20 protein-coding genes are annotated in these 21,327 nt (G+C 65.6%); 9 read left to right on the forward strand and 11 right to left on the reverse strand.

Features of this window, described 5'->3' with window-relative positions; all coding sequences use genetic code 11:
• The first annotated feature begins 22 nt into the window (after positions 1 to 22).
• Together ACW5W4_RS12290 and ACW5W4_RS12295 are read left to right on the forward strand one after the other, a co-directional pair.
• Positions 23 to 820, forward strand: coding sequence for an SDR family NAD(P)-dependent oxidoreductase (locus ACW5W4_RS12290; protein ID WP_456689563.1), 798 nt, complete (start codon positions 23 to 25; stop codon positions 818 to 820).
• Positions 821 to 995: 175 nt separating this feature from the next.
• A complete protein-coding gene (locus ACW5W4_RS12295) occupies positions 996 to 2,000 on the forward strand; it encodes an NADP-dependent oxidoreductase (protein ID WP_456689564.1) in 1,005 nt (334 codons plus the stop codon).
• Between the two features lie 80 nt (positions 2,001 to 2,080).
• Here ACW5W4_RS12295 and asnS read toward each other — a convergent pair whose 3' ends face one another.
• Positions 2,081 to 3,481, reverse strand: a complete 1,401-nt coding sequence (asnS, locus tag ACW5W4_RS12300) for an asparagine--tRNA ligase (RefSeq protein WP_456689565.1) — start codon at positions 3,479 to 3,481, stop codon at positions 2,081 to 2,083.
• A gap of 175 nt (positions 3,482 to 3,656) precedes the next feature.
• On the opposite strand from asnS, the gene ACW5W4_RS12305 reads away from it, so the two are divergent.
• Positions 3,657 to 4,004 carry a hypothetical protein gene (locus ACW5W4_RS12305; protein ID WP_456689566.1) on the forward strand — a complete coding sequence of 116 codons (348 nt, stop codon included), beginning with the start codon at positions 3,657 to 3,659 and terminating at the stop codon, positions 4,002 to 4,004.
• 149 nt (positions 4,005 to 4,153) lie between these two features.
• On the opposite strand, the gene ACW5W4_RS12310 is transcribed toward ACW5W4_RS12305, so the two are convergent.
• Together ACW5W4_RS12310 and bioA are read right to left on the reverse strand one after the other, a co-directional pair.
• Complete coding sequence (locus ACW5W4_RS12310) at positions 4,154 to 4,963, reverse strand: HAMP domain-containing protein (protein WP_456689567.1); 810 nt, start codon at positions 4,961 to 4,963, stop codon at positions 4,154 to 4,156.
• Positions 4,964 to 5,094: 131 nt separating this feature from the next.
• Positions 5,095 to 6,369 carry an adenosylmethionine--8-amino-7-oxononanoate transaminase gene (bioA, locus tag ACW5W4_RS12315; RefSeq protein WP_456689568.1) on the reverse strand — a complete coding sequence of 425 codons (1,275 nt, stop codon included), beginning with the start codon at positions 6,367 to 6,369 and terminating at the stop codon, positions 5,095 to 5,097.
• A 191-nt stretch (positions 6,370 to 6,560) separates the two neighbouring features.
• Here bioA and bioB point away from each other — a divergent pair, with 191 nt between their 5' ends.
• The 5 genes from bioB (at position 6,561) to htpX (ending at position 11,323) form a co-directional block, all read left to right on the forward strand.
• Positions 6,561 to 7,649, forward strand: a complete 1,089-nt coding sequence (bioB, locus tag ACW5W4_RS12320; RefSeq protein WP_456689569.1) for a biotin synthase BioB — start codon at positions 6,561 to 6,563, stop codon at positions 7,647 to 7,649.
• Positions 7,646 to 8,842 carry an 8-amino-7-oxononanoate synthase gene (gene bioF / locus ACW5W4_RS12325; RefSeq protein ID WP_456689570.1) on the forward strand — a complete coding sequence of 399 codons (1,197 nt, stop codon included), beginning with the start codon at positions 7,646 to 7,648 and terminating at the stop codon, positions 8,840 to 8,842. Before bioB ends, bioF begins: the two co-directional genes overlap by 4 nt.
• On the forward strand, positions 8,832 to 9,620 hold the full coding sequence (gene bioC, locus ACW5W4_RS12330) for a malonyl-ACP O-methyltransferase BioC (RefSeq protein ID WP_456689571.1): 789 nt from the start codon (positions 8,832 to 8,834) through the stop codon (positions 9,618 to 9,620). The genes bioF and bioC overlap by 11 nt, the downstream gene beginning before the upstream one ends.
• A 44-nt stretch (positions 9,621 to 9,664) precedes the next feature.
• Complete coding sequence (bioD, locus tag ACW5W4_RS12335; protein ID WP_427261594.1) at positions 9,665 to 10,372, forward strand: dethiobiotin synthase; 708 nt, start codon at positions 9,665 to 9,667, stop codon at positions 10,370 to 10,372.
• Between the two features lie 75 nt (positions 10,373 to 10,447).
• Positions 10,448 to 11,323, forward strand: a complete 876-nt coding sequence (gene htpX, locus ACW5W4_RS12340) for a protease HtpX (protein ID WP_456689572.1) — start codon at positions 10,448 to 10,450, stop codon at positions 11,321 to 11,323.
• A gap of 78 nt (positions 11,324 to 11,401) precedes the next feature.
• Here the strand turns inward: htpX and ACW5W4_RS12345 are convergent, their stop codons facing one another.
• The 7 genes from ACW5W4_RS12345 to ACW5W4_RS12375 form a co-directional block, all read right to left on the reverse strand.
• Positions 11,402 to 13,198 (reverse strand): MOSC N-terminal beta barrel domain-containing protein, encoded by a 1,797-nt coding sequence (locus ACW5W4_RS12345; protein ID WP_456689573.1) that lies wholly within the window; start codon positions 13,196 to 13,198, stop codon positions 11,402 to 11,404.
• 178 nt (positions 13,199 to 13,376) lie between these two features.
• Positions 13,377 to 13,595: a YdcH family protein gene (locus ACW5W4_RS12350; RefSeq protein ID WP_042042935.1), complete on the reverse strand. Its 219-nt coding sequence runs from the start codon at positions 13,593 to 13,595 to the stop codon at positions 13,377 to 13,379.
• Positions 13,596 to 13,863: 268 nt separating this feature from the next.
• Positions 13,864 to 14,454, reverse strand: a complete 591-nt coding sequence (locus ACW5W4_RS12355; protein ID WP_427261591.1) for a hypothetical protein — start codon at positions 14,452 to 14,454, stop codon at positions 13,864 to 13,866.
• 11 nt (positions 14,455 to 14,465) lie between these two features.
• On the reverse strand, positions 14,466 to 15,812 hold the full coding sequence (locus tag ACW5W4_RS12360) for an MATE family efflux transporter (RefSeq protein ID WP_408794504.1): 1,347 nt from the start codon (positions 15,810 to 15,812) through the stop codon (positions 14,466 to 14,468).
• Positions 15,813 to 15,891: 79 nt separating this feature from the next.
• A complete protein-coding gene (locus ACW5W4_RS12365; protein WP_456689611.1) occupies positions 15,892 to 17,661 on the reverse strand; it encodes a SulP family inorganic anion transporter in 1,770 nt (589 codons plus the stop codon).
• Positions 17,662 to 17,760: 99 nt separating this feature from the next.
• Positions 17,761 to 18,342, reverse strand: coding sequence for a nucleotidyltransferase family protein (locus tag ACW5W4_RS12370; RefSeq protein WP_456689574.1), 582 nt, complete (start codon positions 18,340 to 18,342; stop codon positions 17,761 to 17,763).
• The gene (locus ACW5W4_RS12375) at positions 18,332 to 18,589 is read right to left on the reverse strand and encodes a GNAT family N-acetyltransferase (protein ID WP_427261589.1); all 258 of its coding nucleotides are present in this window, start codon (positions 18,587 to 18,589) and stop codon (positions 18,332 to 18,334) included. Before ACW5W4_RS12375 ends, ACW5W4_RS12370 begins: the two co-directional genes overlap by 11 nt.
• 175 nt (positions 18,590 to 18,764) lie before the next feature.
• Here ACW5W4_RS12375 and cysM point away from each other — a divergent pair, with 175 nt between their 5' ends.
• Positions 18,765 to 19,655, forward strand: coding sequence for a cysteine synthase CysM (gene cysM / locus ACW5W4_RS12380; protein WP_456689575.1), 891 nt, complete (start codon positions 18,765 to 18,767; stop codon positions 19,653 to 19,655).
• A gap of 62 nt (positions 19,656 to 19,717) precedes the next feature.
• Here cysM and ACW5W4_RS12385 read toward each other — a convergent pair whose 3' ends face one another.
• Complete coding sequence (locus tag ACW5W4_RS12385; RefSeq protein WP_456689612.1) at positions 19,718 to 21,112, reverse strand: coniferyl aldehyde dehydrogenase; 1,395 nt, start codon at positions 21,110 to 21,112, stop codon at positions 19,718 to 19,720.
• Positions 21,113 to 21,327: the final 215 nt, after the last annotated feature.

Raw genomic sequence — 21,327 nt, forward strand, 5'->3', positions numbered from 1 at the left:
CTTCACCCGAGAGAATGACATCATGACCATTAAACCCACAGTGCTTATCACCGGCGCCTCCAGCGGCATTGGCGCCACCTATGCCGACCGCTTCGCCCGGCGCGGCCACGATCTGGTGCTCGTCGCCCGCGATGAGGCACGGCTGACGGCGCTGGCAGGCCGCCTGCGCCAGGCGTATGGCGTCGCCGTCGACATCCTGCCCGCCGACCTCACCCAATCGCAAGACTTGGAGAAGGTCGAGGCCCGGCTACGGGATGATGCCCGCATCGGCATCCTGATCAACAACGCAGGGATGGGCCAGACGGGTCACTTCCTCGCCCAGACCGCCGACAGCGTCGAGCAACTGGTGACCCTGAACAGCACGGCGCTGGCACGCTTGGCGGCCGCCATCGCCCCACGACTGGTGCAGGCCGGGGAGGGGGCCATCGTCAACATCGGCTCCGTGGTCGGGCTCGCGCCCGAGTTCGGCATGACGCTCTATGGTGCGACCAAGGCCTTCGTGCTGTTCCTCTCCCAGGGGATGAGCCTGGAGCTTGCTCCCGCCGGGGTCTATGTGCAGGCGGTGCTGCCTGCCGGCACGCGCACCGAGATCTGGGCGCGCTCCGGCATCGATCCCGACAGCTTGCCGGAGTTGATGGCGGTGGAGGAGCTGGTGGATGCGGCCCTGATCGGTTTCGATCGCCGGGAAGGGGTCACCATACCACCGCTGCATGAGGCCAGTCGCTGGGATGAGCTCGATGGCGCGCGCAAGGCGCTGCTCTCCGACCTTCGGCAGGCCCATGCCGCCGAACGTTATCAGGCTGCGCCTCAGGGCCGCTGATCCCGGCAACAAGACCGGCGGTCTGTTGGAGACGGCGCCATGCCCAACCCATAGCTCTCCCTCCAGAGCGCCTCTTTTATCCCCGTGATGAGGTGCGCCCGGCCTGTGCCGCTGCCCTGTGTTGGACAAGGGCGGTTTGCCCGGTTTCGGCCACCTCATGTTTCCTGGTAGCAAGATGATGAAAGCCTTTGTGTTCAAACGTTATGGCCGGTCGGCACGGCCCGAGTTCGCCGACCTGCCGCAGCCGACCATGGAGCCGGACGAGATCCTGGTCAAAGTGCATGCCGTCGGCCTCAATCCCATCGACAACATGATCCCGAAAGGCACCTTCAAGCCCCTGCTCAGGTTTGAGCTGCCCGCGGTGCTCGGCAGCGATCTGGCCGGTGTGGTGGTGGCGGTCGGCAGCCGGGTCACGCGGTTTCGGCCGGGGGATGCCATCTATGCCAGCCTGTTCGATCTGGGGCGCGGCGCCCTGGCGCAATGGGTGGTGGTGCCCGAACACGCGGCGGCCCTCAAACCGGCCAGCCTCGACTTCGTTCAGGCGGCGTCCATTCCCATGGTGGCGCTGACGGCCTGGCAGGCCTTCACCGAGCAGGCCCCACTCGCGCCGGGCCAGAGGGTGTTCATTCCCGCGGGGTCTGGCGGCATAGGCTCCTTTGCCATTCAGCTGGCCAGGCACCTGGGGGCCTTGGTCGCGACCTCCACCAGCACGGCGAACGTCGAGTGGGTAGGGCGCTTGGGAGCCGAGGTGGTGATCGACTACAAACGGCAGGAATTTGATGCGCTATTGCAGGGATACGATCTGGTGCTGGGTACCTTGCGGGGCGACACGCTCGAGCGGGCGCTGTCGATCCTGGCGCCGGGGGGACGGCTCCTGTCGCTGGTCGGCCCGCCGGATGCGGCCTTTGCGCGGGGGAGAAACATGAATGTCGTTATGAGGGCTCTGTTTGGCCTGATGAGCGGGAGGATCCACTGTCTTGCCCGGCGACGGGGCGTCACCTACGCCATGATGTTCGTGCGCCCGGATGGCGCCCAGCTGACCCGGATTGCCGCGCTGCTGGACGGGGGCAAGCTCAGACCCGTCATCGACAAGGTCTTTCCGTTTGAACAGGCCGGCGAGGCACTCGCCTATCTGGCGACCGGTCGCGCAAAGGGCAAGGTGGTCGTCAGCCTGGTGTGACAACGCAGGAGGATGGCAGAAAACAAAAAAGCCGACCCAAGGGTCGGCTTTTGCACGGTGCGAGTCTGGCTCGGCGCGTCTTAGAACTCGGCGGTGCGCGGGGTACGCGGGAAGGGGATGACGTCGCGCACGTTGCCCATGCCGGTCACATAGACCACCAGACGCTCGAAACCGAGGCCGAAACCGGCGTGCGGGACTGTGCCGAAGCGGCGCAGATCGCGGTACCACCAGTAATCTTCCTTGTTCAGGCCCATCTCGGCCATGCGCTGATCCAGCACCTCGAGGCGCTCCTCACGCTGGGCACCGCCGATGATCTCGCCGATCCCCGGGGCCAGCACGTCCATGGCGGCGACGGTCTTGCCGTCGTCGTTGAGGCGCATGTAGAAGGCCTTGATGTCTTTGGGGTAGTTCTTCACCACCACGGGGGACTTGAAGTGCTCCTCGGCCAGATAACGCTCGTGCTCGGAGGAGAGGTCGATGCCCCAGGAGACAGGGAACTCGAAGGTCTTGCCGCAGTTTTTCAGCACTTCGATGGCGTCGGTGTAGTCAATCTGGGCGAAGTCGGAGGCGACGAAGCGCTCCAGACGGCCGATGGCATCCTTGTCCACGTGCTGGGCGAAGAACTCCAGATCGTCGCGGCGCTCCGCCAGCACGGCGTTGAAGACGTACTTGAGCATGGCTTCGGCCAGGGCGGCGTTGTCTTCCAGGTTGGCGAAGGCAATTTCCGGCTCCACCATCCAGAACTCGGCCAGATGGCGGCTGGTGTTGGAGTTTTCGGCGCGGAAGGTGGGCCCGAAGGTGTAGACCTTGGACAGGGCGCAGGCATAGGTCTCGACGTTGAGCTGACCGGAGACGGTCAGGAAGGTCTCCTTGCCGAAGAAGTCCTTGTCGTAATCCACCTTGCCTTCGGGGGTGCGCGGCAGGTTTTCCAGATCCAGGGTGGAGACGCGGAACATCTCGCCGGCCCCTTCGGTGTCGGAGGCGGTGATGAGGGGGGCGGCAATCCACAGATAGCCTTCTTCGTGGAAGAAGCGGTGAATGGCCTGGGCCAGGCAGTTGCGTACCCGGGTCACGGCGCCGACGATGTTGGTGCGCGGGCGCAGGTGGGCCTGTTCACGCAGGTATTCGATGCTGTGGCGCTTGGCGGCCATGGGGTAGGTGTCCGGATCTTCGACCCAGCCCACTACCTTGACCTCGGAGGCTTGCAGCTCGAACGCCTGGCCGCTGCCCTGGGAGGCGGCGACCACGCCGGTCACTTCCACGGAGCAGGCGGTGGTCAGACGCAGCACTTCATTCTCGTAATTGGCCAGGGTATTGGGAACGACGGCCTGCACCGGATGGAAACAGGAGCCATCGGATATGGCCAAAAATGAGATCCCCGCCTTGGAATCGCGGCGGGTCCGGATCCACCCTTTCACTGTCTGGGTGGTGCCAACCGCATACTTACCGGTCAGCACATCTACTACGGATGCGTGCGTCATCGAAATATTGTCTCCAGCTTGTTCTTGCAGCGCTATTTGCAACACTAGGGGTCTGACCCGGGCACAGATGGCCCACCATGGCAGACTAAGCCGTCAATCTTACCCGCGCAGGTTTGATAAACAAGCAAAAATGTCAGACGCTGGGGGAGCCAATCGACGGGAGGGGAGAAGCGGGATGGAGCGACGACGCGGACCGGATGGATGGATAGTGCTGCTGCACTGGCTGGCTCTGCTCTGCTGGGCCTGCGTCCTGGTGCTGCTCACCCTCTATCACTATGCCAGGCCCGAGATAGCCTACGGTTTCCTGCGTTACGGCGGCATCGAGGTGCGCGAGCACTGGGATCCGGCGCTCACTCCCTGGCTGGAGCAGAGCCTGTGGGGCTGCGCCGCCTTTACTCTGCTGGTGCTGGTGCTGGCGCTGCAATACCGGCGCAGTCGCCGGGAAGACGATGGCTATGGCGCCTCCCTGATCCTGCTGCTGCTGATCCTGATCGCCAGCCTGCTGTTGTTCTACTTCGGCTGACTTGGCTCCTGAAGTGTGCCGCCGCGCTGCGTCTACCGCGCCGCGTCTGCCACAGCGAATCTACCTTGAGCTGGGTTATTTCGGCTGACCCGGCTCCTGAGGTTTGCCGCCGCGCAGCGTCTGCCACAGCGAACCTGCCATGGGCTGGGTTATTTCGGCTGGTTCGACTCCGGTGCCTTGTTCCGCCGCTTGCCGAGTTGGCGCTCCACACTGTCGAGCATCTGATTGTAGGCGAGCGCGACCCGGCCAATCTCGTCCCCCTCATCCCCCTCCAGCCGGTGGCCGAAGTCGTGTCTGTCGGTGGCTTCTTCCATGGCGCGGATCAGCCGGTTGAGGGGGCTGACAATCCAGGTGCGAATGACCCAGAGGGTGAGCAGCAGCCCCAAGCCGAAGATGAGGGTGAGGCTCAGGGCCGAGGTGAGGATGTTCTGCTCGACCCGGGTAAAGAGGGCATCGAGGGAGTAGTCAAAGCGCACCGCCCCCAGCACGCTGTTCTCCGGTACCTGGTGACAGCTGGTGCAGTCGGTGCCGCGCAAGTTGCGCTGGGCCAGCAGAGGGCGGGTCACCACCAGCCGGCTGTGCTGACCGTCGTGGACCACCTCCATGCTGCCCTTGCCCGCCAGCGCCAGCGTGTCGAACTCGTCTTTGGGCTGCTCGTTGTCATAGCCCGGGCCGAACTGGCGGTTCACCGCCTCGCCGCGCACGATACGGGCATCCTCCACGTGGGCGTGGTCGAGAAACTTGTTTCTCAGGGTGTCGCGGGCCGCCATCTTGTTGGTCAGCATCAGCATGTTGAGGCCGTCGAAATAGGCTTCGGTCTGCTCGCGGCTCTGCTCCTTGATGAGGCTCAGGATGAGGTCGCGCTCGCGCACCGCCTGATAGGACGCCGAGAACACCAACACCATGGAGAAGATGAACAGCAGGAAGAAGTTGAATTTGGCGGCAATGGAGAGGCGCATGGGAACTTGTCGGTTGGTCAAACCCGCGCAGTCTACTCTCCTCGGCCGCCATGGTCTGATGGTTCGCTCACATTCTGGGGAAAAAGCCCCAAAAGGCCCCACAATTCCATGTGAGGCCTATTGGTCGAGGCTCAGCATTCGCCGCAGGCGATGGCCTCATGGATGGCATGGGTCAGCACCCTCAGTTCCTCGGGGCTGATGACGAAAGGGGGCATCAGGTAGATGAGCTTGCCAAAGGGGCGGATCCAGGCCCCCAGTTCGACGAACTTGCGCTGGATGCGCGCCACGTCCACCCGCTCCTTCATCTCCACCACACCGATGGCGCCGAGCACCCGCACATCGGCCACCGCCGGGTTGAGGGTCAGCGCCACCAGTTCGGTGCGCAGCTGATGCTCGATGGCGCGCACCCGCTCCTGCCAAGGCGAGGCCAGCAGCAGATCGATGGAGGCGTTGGCCACCGCGCAGGCGAGCGGATTGCCCATGAAGGTGGGGCCGTGCATAAAGACCCCGGCCTTGCCGTCACAGATGGTGCGGGCGACCTGCTCGGTGGTGAGGGTGGCCGACAGCGTCAGGTAGCCGCCGGTGAGCGCCTTGCCAAGGCACAGGATGTCGGGGCTGATCCCCGCCCAGTCGCAGGCAAACAGCTGGCCGGTGCGGCCAAAGCCGGTGGCGATTTCATCTGCTATCAAGAGCAGGCCGAACTCGTCGCACAGGGCGCGCACCCACTGCAGGTAGCGGGGGTGATAGAAGCGCATGCCACCCGCCCCCTGGACGATGGGTTCGAGTACGATGGCGGCGATCTCTTCGTGGCGATCGGCAACCAGCTCCGCCAGCTCCACCACACAGCTCTCGTCCCACTGGGCGTGGAAGCGGCAGCTCGGGGCGGCCACGAAATGGTGTTCGGGCAGGAAGCCCTGGTAGAGCTCGTGCATGCCGCCATCCGGGTCGCACACGCTCATGGCGCCGAAGGTGTCGCCGTGATAGCCGCCCCGCAGGGCGACGAATTTGGCGCGAGGCGTGCCCTTGGCGTGCCAGTACTGCTGGGCCATCTTGAGCGCCACCTCCACCGCCACCGAGCCGGAATCCGCCAGAAACACCCGATCCAGCCCCTTGGGGGTGATCTCCACCAGCTTGCGGCACAGCTCGACCGCCGGAGCATGGGTCAGGCCGCCAAACATCACGTGAGACATCTTGCCGAGCTGGGCAGTGGCGGCGGCGTCCAGTTCCGGCACCCGATAGCCGTGGACGCAGGCCCACCAGGAGCTCATGCCATCCACCAGTTCACGGCCGTCGCTGAGGGTGAGGGTCACCCCCTTGGCGCTGGCCACTTCATAGCAGGGCAGGGGATGGGTGAGGGAGGTATAGGGGTGCCAGACGTGGTGCAGGTCGAATTCTTGATTGGTCATTTTGTGTTCTGTTGTCAATTTGTTTGATCTGGTCGGTGTTGACAGTCTACGCGCGCTCTCTACACTAGCCAACAATTTCAGCCACTTGGCGCCAGGCCTCACCACGAGGCGGCAGGCCTGTGGCGGCTTTTGCGGTCCTTCATCCCGGGATGGCGGCGCAGGATCCCACTTATAACAACTGGAAGCCATGTATGAATGCTCTCACCCTGGGCGGCCACGCCCTTCGTCACGACTGGACCCTCGCCGAGGTTCAGGCTCTCTTTGCCCTGCCATTCAACGATCTGCTGTTCCAGGCCCAGACGGTACACCGCGCCCATTTCGACCCCAACGAGGTGCAGGTGAGCACCCTGCTCTCCATCAAGACCGGCGCCTGCCCGGAGGATTGCAAATATTGCCCCCAGAGCGCTCGCTACCACACCGGGCTCGAAGCCGAGCGGCTGATGGAGGTGGAAAAGGTGCTGGAGCGGGCCCGGGAGGCCAAGGCCAACGGCTCGTCGCGCTTCTGCATGGGGGCCGCCTGGCGCAACCCCAAGGAGAGGGACATGCCCTATATCCTGCGCATGGTCGAGGAGGTGCGCGGGCTGGGGATGGAGACCTGCATGACGCTGGGGATGCTGACCGCGGATCAGGCCGCGCGCCTCGGGGCCGCCGGCCTTGATTACTACAACCACAACCTCGACACCTCGCCGGAGTTCTATGGCGACATCATCACCACCCGCACCTATCAGGACCGGCTGGATACCCTGGCCCACGTGCGCGGCGCCGGCATGAAGGTCTGCTCCGGCGGCATCGTCGGCATGGGGGAGCAGGGCAAAGACAGGGCGGGCCTCTTGATGGCGCTGGCCAACCTGCCGCGCCACCCGGAGAGCGTACCCATCAACATGCTGGTCAAGGTGAAGGGCACTCCCATGGAAAACCAGGAGAACCTGGACCCGTTCGAGTTTATCCGCACCATAGCGGTGGCGCGCATCATGATGCCGGCCTCCCATGTGCGCCTCTCTGCCGGGCGGGAGAAGATGAACGAGCAGATGCAGGCCATGTGCTTTATGGCGGGGGCCAACTCGATTTTTTATGGCTGCAAGCTGCTGACTACCCCCAACCCCGACGAGAACAGCGACATGCAGCTGTTCAAGCGCCTGGGCATCCGTCCCGCCCAGCGGGCCCAGAAGCCGGATCAGGTCCAGGAAGAGGAGCTGCTGGCCGAGGTGAGCCGCCAGAGCGAGCCGACCGAGATCTTCTACGATGCCACCCGTCCCCGCGCAGGTGCCTTCCGTCCATGACTTCCCCTGTTGTCACAGGCCCCTTTGCGCTGGGGGAGGCGCTGGCCGGGCGCGAGCAGGCGGCCCTGCTGCGCCGCCGCACCGCCACCGATGGCCCCACTGGCGCCAGGCTGGTGGTCGATGGCCGCGACTACCTCAACTTCTCCGGCAATGACTACCTGGGGCTGGCCCATCATCCCGCCATCAAGGCGGCCTTCAAAGAGGGGATCGACCGCCATGGTGCGGGCGCCGGCGCCTCGCCCCTGGTGACCGGCTACAGCCGCGCTCACCAGCAGTTGGAAGAGACCCTGGCCGACTGGCTCGGCGTGGAGGCTGTGCTGCTGTTCAACTGCGGTTTCTCGGCCAATCAGGCTGTGCTCAAGGCCCTGCTTGGCAAGGAGCACCTGCTGTGGCAGGACAGGCTCAACCACGCCTCCCTGCAGGAGATGGGCAGCCAATTGCCCTGCAAGATGAAGCGCTTCGGTCATAACGACATGGCCCAGCTCGCCGCCCAGCTCGAACCCGGCCGGGGCCTCATCGTCTCGGAGGGGGTGTTCAGCATGGACGGGGATCAGGGCCCCTGGCGCGAGCTGAGCCAGCTGGCTGCCCAGAGCAGCAACTGGCTGATGATCGACGATGCCCACGGCCTCGGTGTGCTGGGCCCTGAGGGGCGCGGCACCCTGGCGGCGCAAGGGGTTGCTCCTGCCAGCGTACACATCCAGATGGGCACCTTTGGCAAGGCGCTCGGGGTGGCTGGCGCGTTTGTGGGGGGCAGCCGCGAGCTGGTGGAGTATCTGGTCAACTTCGCCCGCCCCTATGTCTACAGCACCCATATGCCGGCGGCGCAGGCGTGCGCCGTGAGCCAGAGCATCGAACTGGTGCGCGCCGCCGATGATGCCCGCGCTCATCTTGGCCAGCTCGTCGCCCGTTTTCGCCAGGGGGCCCGCCAACTCGGCTGGCGCCTCGGGGAGAGCGACACCTCGATCCAGCCGCTGCTGGTGGGGGAGAGCAGTGCCGCCTTGCAACTGGCCGAGCGGTTGCGCGATCGCGGTGTCTGGGTGAGCGCCATCCGCCCGCCCACTGTGCCGGTCGGCACGGCGCGCCTTCGCATCACCCTGTGCGCCGCCCACGGCGAAGCTGACGTGGATCGCCTGCTCGAGGCCCTGGGGCCTCGCCCATCCATTGACGAGAGAGGAGGCGCCCATGCTCCATGAGCGTTTCCAGGCGGTGGACAAGGCGCAGCTCGCCCGACGCTTCGGCGCCGCCGCCGCCGGCTATGATGCCCACGCCCGCTTCCAGCAGGAGGTGGGCCAGGCGCTGCTGACCCAGCTGCCCCAAGGGCAGTGGGGGGACGCCCTGGATCTGGGTTGCGGCACCGGCTTCTTCCTGCCCGCGCTGGCCAAGCGCTGCCAGCGCCTGCACGGGCTGGATCTCGCCCCCGGCATGCTGGCCCAGGCGGCGAGGCGGGGCAGCGGTGCCCGCCTGCTGTGTGGCGATGCCGAGGCCCTGCCCCTGGCCGATGCCAGCCTGGATCTGGTCTTCTCCAGCCTGGCCCTGCAGTGGTGTGAATGCCCGCAGCAGGCCTTTGCCGAATTGCACCGGGTGCTGAGGCCAGGGGGGCGGGTCCTCTTCTCCACCCTCTTGGACGGCTCGCTCTGGCAACTGGCCCAGGCCTGGCAGGCGGTGGATGGCAAACCCCACGTCAATCGCTTCCTCGGGGAAGCCCGGCTCAGGGAGGCCCTTGAAAAGTCAGGCTTTGAGACCCCAATTATCGAGGTGCGCCCCTGGCACCTGGGCTATGGCCAGCTGGCCGAACTGATGCGCGACCTCAAGGGGATAGGGGCGAGCCAGGTCAATGAAGGGGGACAGGGGGGCCTGGGGGGGCGGGCCAGGCTGGTGCGCCTCACCCAGGCCTATGAGGGCTTTCGCCGTGGCGATGGCCTGCTCGAGGCGAGCTACCACGTGGCCCTGGTGCAGCTGCAGCGGGTCTGAGCCCGGCGCTGACAGGGCGAACAATCATCCGACGAGGAGCTGAGATGGCGACTTTCTTTATTACGGGCACGGACACGGATGTGGGCAAGACGCTGGTCACCCGCGCCCTGTTGCAGGGGTTGAGTGCCGAGGGGCTGGCGTGCGCCGGCTACAAACCGGTGTCGGCGGGCTGTGAGCCGACCCCCGAGGGGCTGCGCAACCGCGATGCCCTGTTGTTGCAGCAAGCCGCCAGCGTCGCGCTGCCCTATGAGTGGGTCAACCCCTTCGCCTATGCCCCCCCCATCGCCCCCCACATAGCGGCGGCCCAGGCGGGGCAACCCATCGAGGAGGAGGGGATCACGGCCGGTCTGCGCCGCCTCGAGGGCAGTGGCGCCGACTGGGTGCTGGTGGAGGGGGCGGGGGGCTGGCACCTGCCCCTCAACGAGCACAGGCTGCTCTCGGACTGGGTGGCGCAGCAGCGCCTGCCGGTGGTGCTGGTGGTGGGGGCCAAGCTGGGTTGTCTCAACCATGCCCTGCTCACCCTGGCCGCCATCGAGCAGGCGGGCTTGTCCCTGGCGGGCTGGGTGATGAACCGGCTGCCCTGCGGCATGAGTTGCTACGAGGAGAACCTGGCGACCCTGCGCCAGCGTCTGCCCGCTCCCCTGCTGGGGGAAATCCCGACCCTGAGTGACCCAGACAGCGCTAACTTACGGGAATATATCGATATTTCACCGTTGCGCAGGGGCGGGCATTCAGGGAGCATTCATAGATAACCGCTACTATGTGTGGCAGGTGGGCGTGGGTCGGTTGACCGGCGCGCGCCCCTTTCATTCTCACAAGGAGTCTATATGAAGCGAATCATGCTATTCCTGGTGACCAACCTGGCCGTCATGCTGGTGCTGGGGGTGGTACTCAATATCCTGTTCTCGGTGCTTGGCATCAACAAGTCCAGTATCTCTGGCTTGCTGATCTTCTGTGCCGTGTTCGGTTTTGGGGGCTCCTTTATCTCCTTGCTGATGTCCAAATGGATGGCCAAACGCAGCTATGGTGTCCAGGTCATCGAGCAGCCCCGCAACGAGACCGAGCACTGGCTGGTCAGTACCGTTGCCCGTCAGGCTCGCGAGGCCGGGATCAAGATGCCGGAAGTGGGCATCTATGAGTCCTCCGATATGAATGCCTTCGCCACCGGTGCCCGCCGCGACGACTCCCTCGTCGCCGTGTCGTCCGGCCTGCTCTACAGCATGAGCCGGGACGAGGCCGAGGCCGTGCTGGCCCACGAGGTGAGCCACGTGGCCAACGGCGACATGGTGACCCTGACCCTGATCCAGGGGGTGGTGAACACCTTCGTGATGTTCTTCGCCCGCATCGTGGCCGGGCTCATCAGCAATGTCTTCAGCTCAAGCAGCGACGAGGAGAGCAGCAGCTCGGGTGGTTTTGCCTACATGATCACCGTGTTCGTGCTGGAGATGATCTTCGGGGTGCTTGCCTCCATCATCGTCATGTGGTTCAGCCGTCAGCGCGAGTTTCGCGCCGATGCGGGTGCCGCCAAGCTGGCGGGCCGCGACAAGATGATAGCGGCGCTGCAGCGCCTCTCCCGCGGTGCCGAGCCGCAGATGGAAGGGGCCATGATGGCCTTTGGCATCAACGGCAAGCGCTCGGTGAGCGAGTTGTTCATGAGCCACCCGCCCATCGAACAGCGCATCCAGGCCCTGCGTCAGGGCTGATGGGAAACCATGGAAAACGGCTGCCTCGGCAGCCGTTTTTTTTGTCTCTGTGCCGAGGTAAACCCGGGTTGTCCCTGCTCAGGCTATCTCTATGTCGGTCAGGGGCACGGCGCAGCAGGTGAGGATCTTGCCCTGGGCCCGCTCGGCCTCGCTGAGGGCGGGGGCATCGGGCTGGCTCACTTCCCCCGCGCGCAGGGTCTGCTTGCAGCTGCCGCAGATCCCGGCGCGGCAGCTCCAGGGCAGCTCCACCCCCTGCTTGCTGGCCTGATCGAGGATGGTGCCCTGGTTGTTGCCGGCGAAGCGCTTGCCCGCGATGCTCAGGGTCAGGGCTTGGTGGGGCCGGTCGGTGATGAGGGGGGCACCGCCAAAACTCTCCTGGCGGATCCGGCTCACCCCGGCCGCGCCGAGCAGGGCGATGGCCGAGGCCATGAACCCCTGGGGACCGCAGAGGAAGACCTCCCGCTCGCCAAGGCCGCCGACACGCTCGAGGTGATCCCTGCCGAGCCGGCCGCGCAGCCCCTGCCAGCTCTCGTCGGCCTGGCTCAGGATAAGGGTCAGCTGCATGCCTTGCCGGGTCAGGGCGTGGAGTTCCTCGGGGGCGGGGATGTCGACCTGGCTGCGGCACTGGTGCATGAAGTGAACCTCGCCAAGCTCGCCGCGCAGGGCCAGGGTGCGGGCGATGGCGAGCATGGGGGTGATGCCGGAGCCTGCCGAGAGCAGCAGCAGGCGGCGCTCGCGGCCAAGCTGGAACTCGCCGGCGGGGTCGGCCGCCAGCACCCTGTCCCCCACCTTGAGGTGGCGGTGCAGCCAGGAGGAGAGACGGCCATCGGCCTGACGCTTGACCGCGATGGCGTAGCGGCCTGGCTCATCCGGGCTGGAGCAGAGGGTATAACGGCGCTGCACTCGCTCGCCCTTGCTGTCCACGAAGAGGGGCAGGTGCTGGCCCGGCTGATAGTCGGGCAGGGGCTCGCCATCCTCGGCCTCGAACCAGAAGGTCTCCAGATCCCGGGCCAGGGGCTGGCGGGCGACGCACACCAGCGCCCGCTTCTTCGGGGCGCCGTTGCCATAGACGAGGGGGCGCACCCGCTCCAGCACCTCTATCTCGCTGCCCGCCTCGATCCACCCCTCGTTCAGGGCCACCAGATTCTGGCCGAAGTAGACATCGCCGTCCTCGCCGCGCCGGTAGTGAGCCAGGGTGGCGAGCGGCTCCTTGAGGGCATTGAAGCGGCTGGTGCCGGGCTCCACCGTGGTCATGATGCAGCGACTGCACGGCTTGGCCACCAGGAACTCCACCTCGCCGATGCGGATCCGCTTCCAGCCGTCCTCCTCGAAGGGGCGGGCGCCGCTTGCCACCAGGTTGGTGCGAAACTGGCTCATCTGGTGCAGGGCGTCGGATCTCAGGTTGAGATCCTCCAGCGAACCCTGGCCGATGAGCAGCAGAGGGTAGCCGTCGGCAAAGCTGACCCGGGTGCCTGTCTTCTCCCGAAAGCGATCAGAGGTTTCGCCGAGCCAGAGCAGGTGAACCGGCTCACCTGCCACCCGGCTCAGCCACAGATCGGCCTGCTCATGGGTGCGCAGGGCGGTAAAGCTGTCACGCCAGACGCCCGTGCTCTGGGGGGCCAGGCTGAAATCCTGCGGCTGCAGGGTGAGCATCTCCTGGCCCGGGTAACGCAGTTGCAGGCCACCCTCCACCGGGGTGGCCACCAGCTGCTGCAACTGGGGATGGGTGCGTGCTGTGATGAAGGTGCCGTCCGGCTTGACCACCATGTAGCGTCTGTCGCCGTCCAATCCCTCCTCGCCGACCCGGGCCCGGGGCAGCACCATGCCTGCGGTGGATTTGATGGGATAGAGGTGAATGCTGTCCAGACGGGGCATGGGGCTCTCCTTGAGCGTGGCGATGGCGAGGGCACACGATAGCGGTTTGGCCTGCAAAGCTCAATCGAGTCGAGGTCAACCTGACCGGCTGGGGGAGAGACGAAAGACCCGGCCTATGGGCCGGGTCGAGCGGATAAATTGCTTATCCGTGCGTTAACGCAATCAATGTTCTGGGCAATCAATGAGACTGATGTTGTTTGAGGATGTCGTATATCTCCTCTTTGAGTTTAAGTTTCTGTTTTTTCAGATCTCTCAACTCAGGACTGAAGTCGCTGGCATGATGCTTTTCCAGTTTTCTGATGGTCCCGTCCAGCTCGTTGTGTAAGGCAAACTTCTCATGGAAATGGTCATCACTGCTCTTCAGTTGCGAGATGAGGTCTCTGTACTCTGGGAACATGTAATGTCGCCTCCTTGTTGCGCTTGGGTGTGCCGACACCTCTCAAGCTACACCCTGGGGCGCGGGATAGATGTGATCGGGATCCCACTTATCGCCCCAAATCGCCGCGTTGTCATGATGCTGTCATAAGTGGCTGAATTGACGTGGTCTTTATGCCGTGGCGCGGGGCGTCTGGCGTGAAATGCGACGAGCGTCACAACAGGAGGGGCGGGTGCGAAAAGCAGAAGGGGCCCGAAGGCCCCTTCCCATGGCTGGCGCGAGGCCCGGCTCACTTCTTCTTCGTGACCTTCTCGGGCAGGGGCTTGCCGCCTCTGGCAATCACCTTGCCCGCCTCGAAACCGATCTGGGCCGCCAGCTCCTCCAGATCCCCCGCCTTGGCCTCGTTGCCGATGGCATAGCGGTAGTTGGTGATGGAGAGCTTCTCGGCCACCGGGGTGCCGGGGACGATGGGCTCGCGCCAGCCTTGGCCGATATGAGCGACGAGGGTGCCATCCATGATGAGCTCGCCGACGATCTCCTGGGTGGGGATGCCCTTGCCGTAGGTCAGCCCCTGGGGGTGCTTCTTGCCGACCAGGGGTTCGCTGCTGGCGGGCATCAGCCTGGTGCGGATCAGCCACTTGGGATCCTGGGTCTTGCCCAGGGCCTTGCCGGTCTGGTACTCGTTGACCTTGATGGTCTTGATCATCTGGGCCATGAATTGCTTGGTCAGGGCCTTCTGCGCCTCGCTGGTTTCGTCGATGACGATGGGGGCCACGTACCAGGTCTGGGGAGCCTGCGCCTTGGGGGCTGCCGGGGCGGTTTGTGCCAGTGCCAGGGGGCTGAGCAGGAGGGCCGCCAGCAAGAGTCCGATTTTCTTCATTGTGATTCCGCTTATGTTTCGACAAGAATTTTGTGTTGCCAGCGACGACTGCGCCAGCGCCAGAACATGGCCAGGCCGCGGACCCACTCGTCGCAGGCCAGCGCCAGCCAGATGCCGACCAGTCCATAGCCTTGCATGATACCAAGGTAATAGGAAAGGGGAACGGCGATGCCCCACATGGACAGGAGCGCCATGTAGAGCGGGAAACGGGCATCCCCGGTGGCGCGCAGGGCGTTGATCACCACCAGGTTGAAGGTGCGGCCGGGCTCGAGAATGAGGCTGATCAGAAACAGCTGGGCCACCATGTCGATGATGTCGCCATCCGTGGTGAACAGGCTGATGATCTGCCGGCCGTTGATGGCCACGGCCACCGCGATCAGGGCGGTGACGATGAGGCCGAGTTTCAGGCTGCGCAGCAGCTGGGCATAGGCCTGATCGAAACGGCGCGCCCCCGCCAGGTGGCCGATGATGATCTCGTTGCCAAGGCCGATGGAGAGGCCGAACAGCAGGATGAACAGGCAGATCTGGAAGAAGTAGCTCTGGGTCGCCAGCGCCTTGTCGCCCAGCAGGCCGACAAAGGCGGTCACCACCATGAATTGCAGCATCCAGGAGAGGTTCTCCCCCGCCGCCGGCAATCCGATGTGCAGCACCTTGCCCAGCATCGGCTTGCTGGGACGGACAATCTCCGGCAGGCGCAGCCGTATGCCGGTCTTGCGGGCCACCAGCCACACCAGCAGCACCACGCCGACGACCCGGCCCGCCACCGTGCTGATGGCGACCCCGGCCACCCCGAGCTGGGGCAGGCCGAACCAGCCGTAGAGCAGCAGCAGGTTGCCGGCGAAGGTGATGAGGTTGACGATGAGGGTCACGTACATGGCCTGACGGGTGTGGCCATGGGCCCGCAGGGTGGCGGCCAGGCAGAGGGCCGCCGCCTCCGGCAGCAGGCACAGGCCGATGATCTGCAGGTAGAGCCTGGCGTCCCCCATCAGGTGATCGGGCAGGTTCATCAGCCCCAGCATGGTGCCGGCCCCGGCCATGACGCCGACCGCAGCCACCAGCCCCACCAGCAGGTTGAAGCCGATGGCGGTGTGGATGACCACGCGGGCCTTCTCCCTATCGCCGGCCCCCAGGTACTGGGTGATCACCACGCTGGTGCCGATGCTGACGAAGCTGAACAGGGTGATGGCGAGATCGAACACCTGGTTGCCCACCGCGAGCGCCGCCACTCCCTGATAGGAGACGTGGCCCACCATGAAGGTGTTGAGGGCCCCGGTCAGAAAGTGCAGGGCCAGATCGATAAACAGCGGCCAGGTCAGGGAGAAGAGCGAACCTGGCCCCGCTTGGGCTTGAGTGTGCATGAGTGACATGTCCAGCAACGGCAGAGGGAGGCGGCCCTGGGGGCGCCGCAGGAGTGGCATTTAACACCAAGCGTCCCCTTCACGCAATCGCGCCGCTGGCCTCCTGCTCGCTCTCGCTGGGCGCCATGGCTTGCGGCTCGGGCGCCTCGTCCTTGAACAGGGGCTCCCGGTAGCAGCGGGTCATGCGCAGGGCCTGGTACATGTCGGGGCAGAGGATGATGCCCTCATCGCCCACCCGGATCCCGGCCTGGCGGAACCAGTGGCTGAGCTGGCCATGGCGCCCCGCCATCACCATGTGGATGCCCCGTCGGCGCAGCTCCCGGTGCAGCTCGCCCACCATGCTCATCACGCTGATGTCCTGATGGGTGAAGCAGGCGACCGCGTCCACCACCAGGCACTTGGGACTGTGGGGATCTTGCACCAGCAGCGCCAATACCCGCCGCTTGAAATAGGGGGCGTTGAAGTAGGTGAGCGGCGAGTTGAAGCGATAGACCAGGATCCCCGGGATCGCCTTGGCCTGCTCGTTGTCCCCCAGGGTGCGCACCACCCCGTCCCCGTCCATGCCGAGCAGCTGATCGGTGGGGCGCATCACGTTGCGCAGGAACTGGAACAGGCCCAGCAAGACGGCGAGGGTGATGCCGGGGATCACCCCCATGGCCAGCACGCTGACGAAGGTGACGAGGGCGAGCCAGAAGGCGGCGCGATCGGAGTCTTTCAGCCCCCATAGCCCCTTGAGGTCGAGCAGGGAGAAGGAGGCCATCACCAGCACCACCCCGAGGGCGGCGGTGGGGATGAACTGCAGCGGCGCCGTCAGATAGAAGGCGATGAAGCCGATGATGACGGCGGCGATGATGGAGACCAGCTGGCTCTTGCCGCCGTTGGCATCGTTGACCGCGGTGCGCGAATCGGCGCCGCTGATGGCGAACCCCTGGGAGACAGCCGAGGCCAGGTTGGCCATGCCGAGGGCCCGGAACTCGTTGTCGGCATCGATCTCGTAGCCATTCTTGGCGGCGAAGCTGCGGGCGGTGAGCATCATGGAGACGAAGCTCACCATGGCCAGGTTCAAGGCGGGCAATACCAGCTCGCGCAGCAGGCCGGGGGGAAATTCCGGTACCTGGAAGGCGGGCAGGCCGGAGCCGATGGCCCCCAGGGTCGCTATCTCGAACCGGCCCAGGCCAAAGATCCAGACCAGGGCGGCAGTGAGCACCATGGCCACCATGGAGGAGGGCCAGCCCGGCCGGTAGCGCCGGCTCAGCAGCAGGACCAGCAGGGTGAACAGGCTCATGGCCAGGGTGGGCAGATGGGTCTGGGCCAGGTAGTTGCTGCCGCTGAGCACCCGCTCGATGAGGTAACGCTCGTCGAAGGTGAAGCCAAGGATCTTGGAGAGCTGGCCCACCATGATGGTGATGGCCACCCCGTTGAGCAGCCCCATCAGGATGGGGCGGGAGAGGAAGTCGGCAAACACCCCCAGCTTGAAGCGGCTGGCGATGAGGCACCAGAAGCCGGTCATGGCGGTCATGGTCATTACCAGCTGCCAGTGGCGAGTGGCATCCCCCGCGGCGAGCGGCGTCACCACGGCGGCGATGACGGCGCAGGTGGCGGCGTCGGGGCCGACGATGAGCTGGCGCGAGGTGCCAAACAGGGCATAGACCATCATGGGCAGTATGCAGGAGTAGAGGCCGACGATGGCGCCGACCCCGGTCAGCTCGGCGTAGGCGATGGCGACCGGCAGGGCGACCGCCGCCACCGACAGCCCGGCCCGCACATCGGGCATCAGCCAGGCCCGCTGATAGTGCAACAGGGCCGCCAAACCGGGCAGCCAGCGCTCGAGGGAGAAGAAATCGCGCATCATGAAACTCGTATTATGAAAGCCACTTTATATCAGTCACTTTAGTTAAGTTGTTGTGCCATAGCGGCTTTTTATCGTTCTGCCGAGGCGCTGCCAGGGCTAGATGGCAGGATCCGGGATGAGCAATAGCGGCCAGATCTGGCGCCACCCCTTGCTCGCCACCCGCTGATGGAACACCGCCCTGGGTTGGCGGCAGCGGTCATTGGGCTGAACCTCGAGGGACCAGCCGGGAGCGAAGCCAAACGGCGCCAGCCACTGCAGGCTGTCATCGGGCAGCAGGCGCACCCCGATGCAGGTGGGCAGTTCGACCCAGTGGCTCAGGGCCTGCTCGCTGCTGGTGAAGGGGGCCACCCCCTGGCGCAGGTGCATCCTGGCCTGGTTGCGCACCTGCCAGGAACCGCTCAGGCGAGCCGCCAGCCAGGCCTCGTGCCGCGCCTCCCCGGCGCCGGTCTCGTCGGCGGGATCCAGATAGATGAGGTCCAGATCGTTGAGGGGGGTCGGTTCGGTGCAGCCGTGCAGGTGATCCCAGATGAGGTTGCGCACGAAACCGGCACCCAGGGCCCAGTCCGGCAGCGCCAGCGTCCGGGCCAGCCTCAGGCAGGCCATGCGATAGGGATCCTCCCGCAGCAGCGCCTGGGTCTGGCGCGCCAAGCTGGCTTCGAGGACGGGATCAACCGTCATGGCGGCGCAACCAGGTCTCGATATAACTGCAACTGGGGATGATCGTCAGGCCCCGGGCCTGGGTCCAGTCGAAGAAGGCCCGGGCCAGCTTGTCCGCCAAGCCCTGGCCGCGCAGCTCTCCGGGGACGAAGGTGCTGTAGGCATCGACCTGATGCTGGTCGAGTATCCGGTAGCGCAGGTGTGCCTGGTGGCCGTCGACCACACAGAGGAAGGCCTGCTGCTGGGGATCATGAATGATGTCTGTCATGGCAACTCCTGTTCGCTCAATGGGCCGTGGGGCCCCGTGCCCCTTTGCCGGTGGTCATGGCTCGCTTACACTGGCCATCCCGTGACGGGGAGGGCCGAGGGCCGTCTCTTTGATGTCCGTCATGATGCCACGTTAGCCGCGCCAACTCATCCGCGCATTTGCACAGGAAGCCAAGATGGCCTTTGCCACCCTAGACGATCTGATAGGCAACACCCCGCTGGTACGCCTCAAGCGCCTCAATCCCAACCCCGCCGTGACCCTGCTGGTCAAGCTGGAGGGCAACAACCCGGCAGGTTCGGTCAAGGACAGGCCGGCCCTGAACCTCATTCGCACCGCCGAGGCGAGCGGTCAGCTCGCCCCCGGGGCCCGCCTCATCGAGGCGACCTCGGGCAATACCGGCATCGCGCTGGCCATGGTGGCGGCCAGCCGGGGATACCGGATGCGGCTCATCATGCCGAGCAACATGAGCCAGGAGCGGCGTGCCGCCATGCAGGCCTATGGGGCCGAGCTGGTACTGGTCGACGATGGCATGGAGGGGGCGCGGGATCTGGCCCAGGCCATGGCCGCCAATGGCGAGGGGCTGGTGCTGGATCAGTTCAACAACCCGGCCAACCCGGATGCCCACTACCAGAGCACGGGCCCCGAGATCTGGCGCCAGAGCGAGGGGGCGGTTACTCACTTCGTTTCGGCCATGGGCACCACGGGCACCATCATGGGGGTCTCCCGCTACCTCAAGGAGCAGAATCCGGCGGTGCAGGTGATCGGCCTGCAACCGGCCGAGGGGAGCCAGATCCCCGGCATTCGCCGCTGGCCCGCCGCCTATCTGCCCGCCATCTTCGAGCCTGCGCGGGTCGATCGGGTGCTGGACATCGATCAGGAGGCGGCGCTTGCCACCATGCGCCGCCTGGCCAGGGAGGAGGGGATCTGCTGCGGGGTCAGCTCGGGGGGCGCGGTCGCCGGCGCCCTGCGGGTGGCGGCCGAGCTGGAGCGGGGTGTGGTGGTGGCCATCATCTGCGATCGCGGGGATCGCTACCTCTCCACCGGGGTGTTCGATGCACCTATCTGAACGTCGCCTGGCATAAACCAATGAACAGCAGGGGCCATGGGCCCCTGCTGTTCATTGGGCGTTTAGCGGACCAACCAGGCCAGCAGCAGCTTCTTGTACCAGCGATCATAGGGCGGCTGGAGCAGGGCGGCCGGGCTCCACTTGCCCCGGCGCAGCACCGTCTTGGCCTTGGAGAAGGTGAGAAAGCCCTCCCGGCCGTGGTAGTGACCCATGCCGGAGGGGCCTATGCCGCCGAAGGGGGCGTCGTCGGCCGCCGCCTGGAGCAGGGTCTCGTTGATGGCGACGCCCCCCGAGTGGGTCTCCCTGATCACCCTGGCCTGCAGGGCGGGATCCTGGCTCATCAGGTAGAGGGCCAGGGGTCTCGGCCGCTGCTGCAGGTAGGCGATGGCCTCATCCAGGCTGTCGTAGGGTACCAGGGGCAGCAAGGGGCCGAAGATCTCCTCCTGCATCAGCTGGCAGTGGGCAGGCAGCTCGGTCAGCAGATGGGGCAGCAGGCGATGGCCCTCATCGTCCCGGGCCGGGCTGGCGCAGGGGTGGGCCTGGGCACCGGCCGCCACCGCCTCCTCCAGCCAGTCGATGAGACGCCGATATTGGCGCGCATTGATGATGGCGGCGTAGTCATCGCTCGCCAACCCCCCGGGATAGAGGCGCTGGAAGCGGGCGTGATAGTGTTCGATAAAGGCGCTCTCCTGGCCCCTGGGCAGCAGCACATAGTCGGGGGCGACGCAGATCTGGCCCGCGTTCAGGCTCTTGCCAAACAAGATGCGCTCGACCGCCAGCGCCATCGGCATGTCGGGGCCGATGAGGCAGGGGGACTTGCCCCCCAGCTCCAGGGTGAGGGGGGTGAGCTGGCGGGCGGCATTGGCCATCACCTGTTTGCCGATGGCGGTGGAGCCGGTGAACAGCAGATGATCGAAGGGCAGGGCGCAGAAGGCGGCCGCCTCCTTGGCCTCCCCCTCGCAGACTTGCACCTCGTCATCGGCAAAGGCCTCGGCCAGCAGCCGGGTGAGCACCCGATTGGTGGCGGGGGTGAACTCGGAGAGCTTGATCATGGCCCGGTTGCCGGCGGCGATAACCCCGATGAGGGGGCCAAGACTCAGCATCACCGGGAAGTTCCAGGGCACCACTATGCCCACCACCCCCAGGGGTTGATAGACCACCTCGAGCCGGGCCGGTTGCAGCAGCAGACCCGGCTTGCGCCGACTGGGCGTGAGCCAGCCCTTGAGGTGCCTGCGGGTGTGCTTGAGCTGCTGGAGGCAGGGCAGTATGTCGGCGATCAGGCTGTCGGCCCGGCTGCGCTGGCCATAGTCGCGGGCGAGGGCCTCGCAGAGCGGCTCCCTGTGGACGAGCAGGGCCCGCTGCAGGCGCGCGAGCCGCGCCTGTCGCTCAGCCAGGGAGGGGGCGGGGGCGGCCAGATAGGCGGCCTTGAGGCGATCCAACTGGGTGGCGAGGTGCATGACCTGTTCCATGGGGGCTCCTGGGAGAGGGAAGAGCTAAGACGTTAGCCTGCCGGCGCGCCCCCTGTAAAGCCGTGGCGCCCTGATGGCGCCTGAGGGATCCGCGCCGCCGACTCTTCCCCGGCAACAGCGGCATGGGCCCTGGCCTCTGCCCGGGACGGCGTGGCTGACGGCGATCCGGGGAGGCAATAGTGCTGGCCTTTGCTAGCCATTAA

The organism is Aeromonas crassostreae (assembly GCF_054052445.1).

Bases quoted from the DNA above. Each gene is read 5' to 3' on its own strand.
- ACW5W4_RS12290 (WP_456689563.1), top strand. From the start codon at position 23: ATGACCATTAAACCCACAGTGCTTATCACCGGCGCCTCCAGCGGCATT.
- ACW5W4_RS12295 (WP_456689564.1), top strand. From the start codon at position 996: ATGATGAAAGCCTTTGTGTTCAAACGTTATGGCCGGTCGGCACGGCCC.
- asnS (WP_456689565.1), bottom strand. From the start codon at position 3,481: ATGACGCACGCATCCGTAGTAGATGTGCTGACCGGTAAGTATGCGGTT.
- ACW5W4_RS12305 (WP_456689566.1), top strand. From the start codon at position 3,657: ATGGAGCGACGACGCGGACCGGATGGATGGATAGTGCTGCTGCACTGG.
- ACW5W4_RS12310 (WP_456689567.1), bottom strand. From the start codon at position 4,963: ATGCGCCTCTCCATTGCCGCCAAATTCAACTTCTTCCTGCTGTTCATC.
- bioA (WP_456689568.1), bottom strand. From the start codon at position 6,369: ATGACCAATCAAGAATTCGACCTGCACCACGTCTGGCACCCCTATACC.
- bioB (WP_456689569.1), top strand. From the start codon at position 6,561: ATGAATGCTCTCACCCTGGGCGGCCACGCCCTTCGTCACGACTGGACC.
- bioF (WP_456689570.1), top strand. From the start codon at position 7,646: ATGACTTCCCCTGTTGTCACAGGCCCCTTTGCGCTGGGGGAGGCGCTG.
- bioC (WP_456689571.1), top strand. From the start codon at position 8,832: ATGCTCCATGAGCGTTTCCAGGCGGTGGACAAGGCGCAGCTCGCCCGA.
- bioD (WP_427261594.1), top strand. From the start codon at position 9,665: ATGGCGACTTTCTTTATTACGGGCACGGACACGGATGTGGGCAAGACG.
- htpX (WP_456689572.1), top strand. From the start codon at position 10,448: ATGAAGCGAATCATGCTATTCCTGGTGACCAACCTGGCCGTCATGCTG.
- ACW5W4_RS12345 (WP_456689573.1), bottom strand. From the start codon at position 13,198: ATGCCCCGTCTGGACAGCATTCACCTCTATCCCATCAAATCCACCGCA.
- ACW5W4_RS12350 (WP_042042935.1), bottom strand. From the start codon at position 13,595: ATGTTCCCAGAGTACAGAGACCTCATCTCGCAACTGAAGAGCAGTGAT.
- ACW5W4_RS12355 (WP_427261591.1), bottom strand. From the start codon at position 14,454: ATGAAGAAAATCGGACTCTTGCTGGCGGCCCTCCTGCTCAGCCCCCTG.
- ACW5W4_RS12360 (WP_408794504.1), bottom strand. From the start codon at position 15,812: ATGCACACTCAAGCCCAAGCGGGGCCAGGTTCGCTCTTCTCCCTGACC.
- ACW5W4_RS12365 (WP_456689611.1), bottom strand. From the start codon at position 17,661: ATGCGCGATTTCTTCTCCCTCGAGCGCTGGCTGCCCGGTTTGGCGGCC.
- ACW5W4_RS12370 (WP_456689574.1), bottom strand. From the start codon at position 18,342: ATGACGGTTGATCCCGTCCTCGAAGCCAGCTTGGCGCGCCAGACCCAG.
- ACW5W4_RS12375 (WP_427261589.1), bottom strand. From the start codon at position 18,589: ATGACAGACATCATTCATGATCCCCAGCAGCAGGCCTTCCTCTGTGTG.
- cysM (WP_456689575.1), top strand. From the start codon at position 18,765: ATGGCCTTTGCCACCCTAGACGATCTGATAGGCAACACCCCGCTGGTA.
- ACW5W4_RS12385 (WP_456689612.1), bottom strand. From the start codon at position 21,112: ATGCACCTCGCCACCCAGTTGGATCGCCTCAAGGCCGCCTATCTGGCC.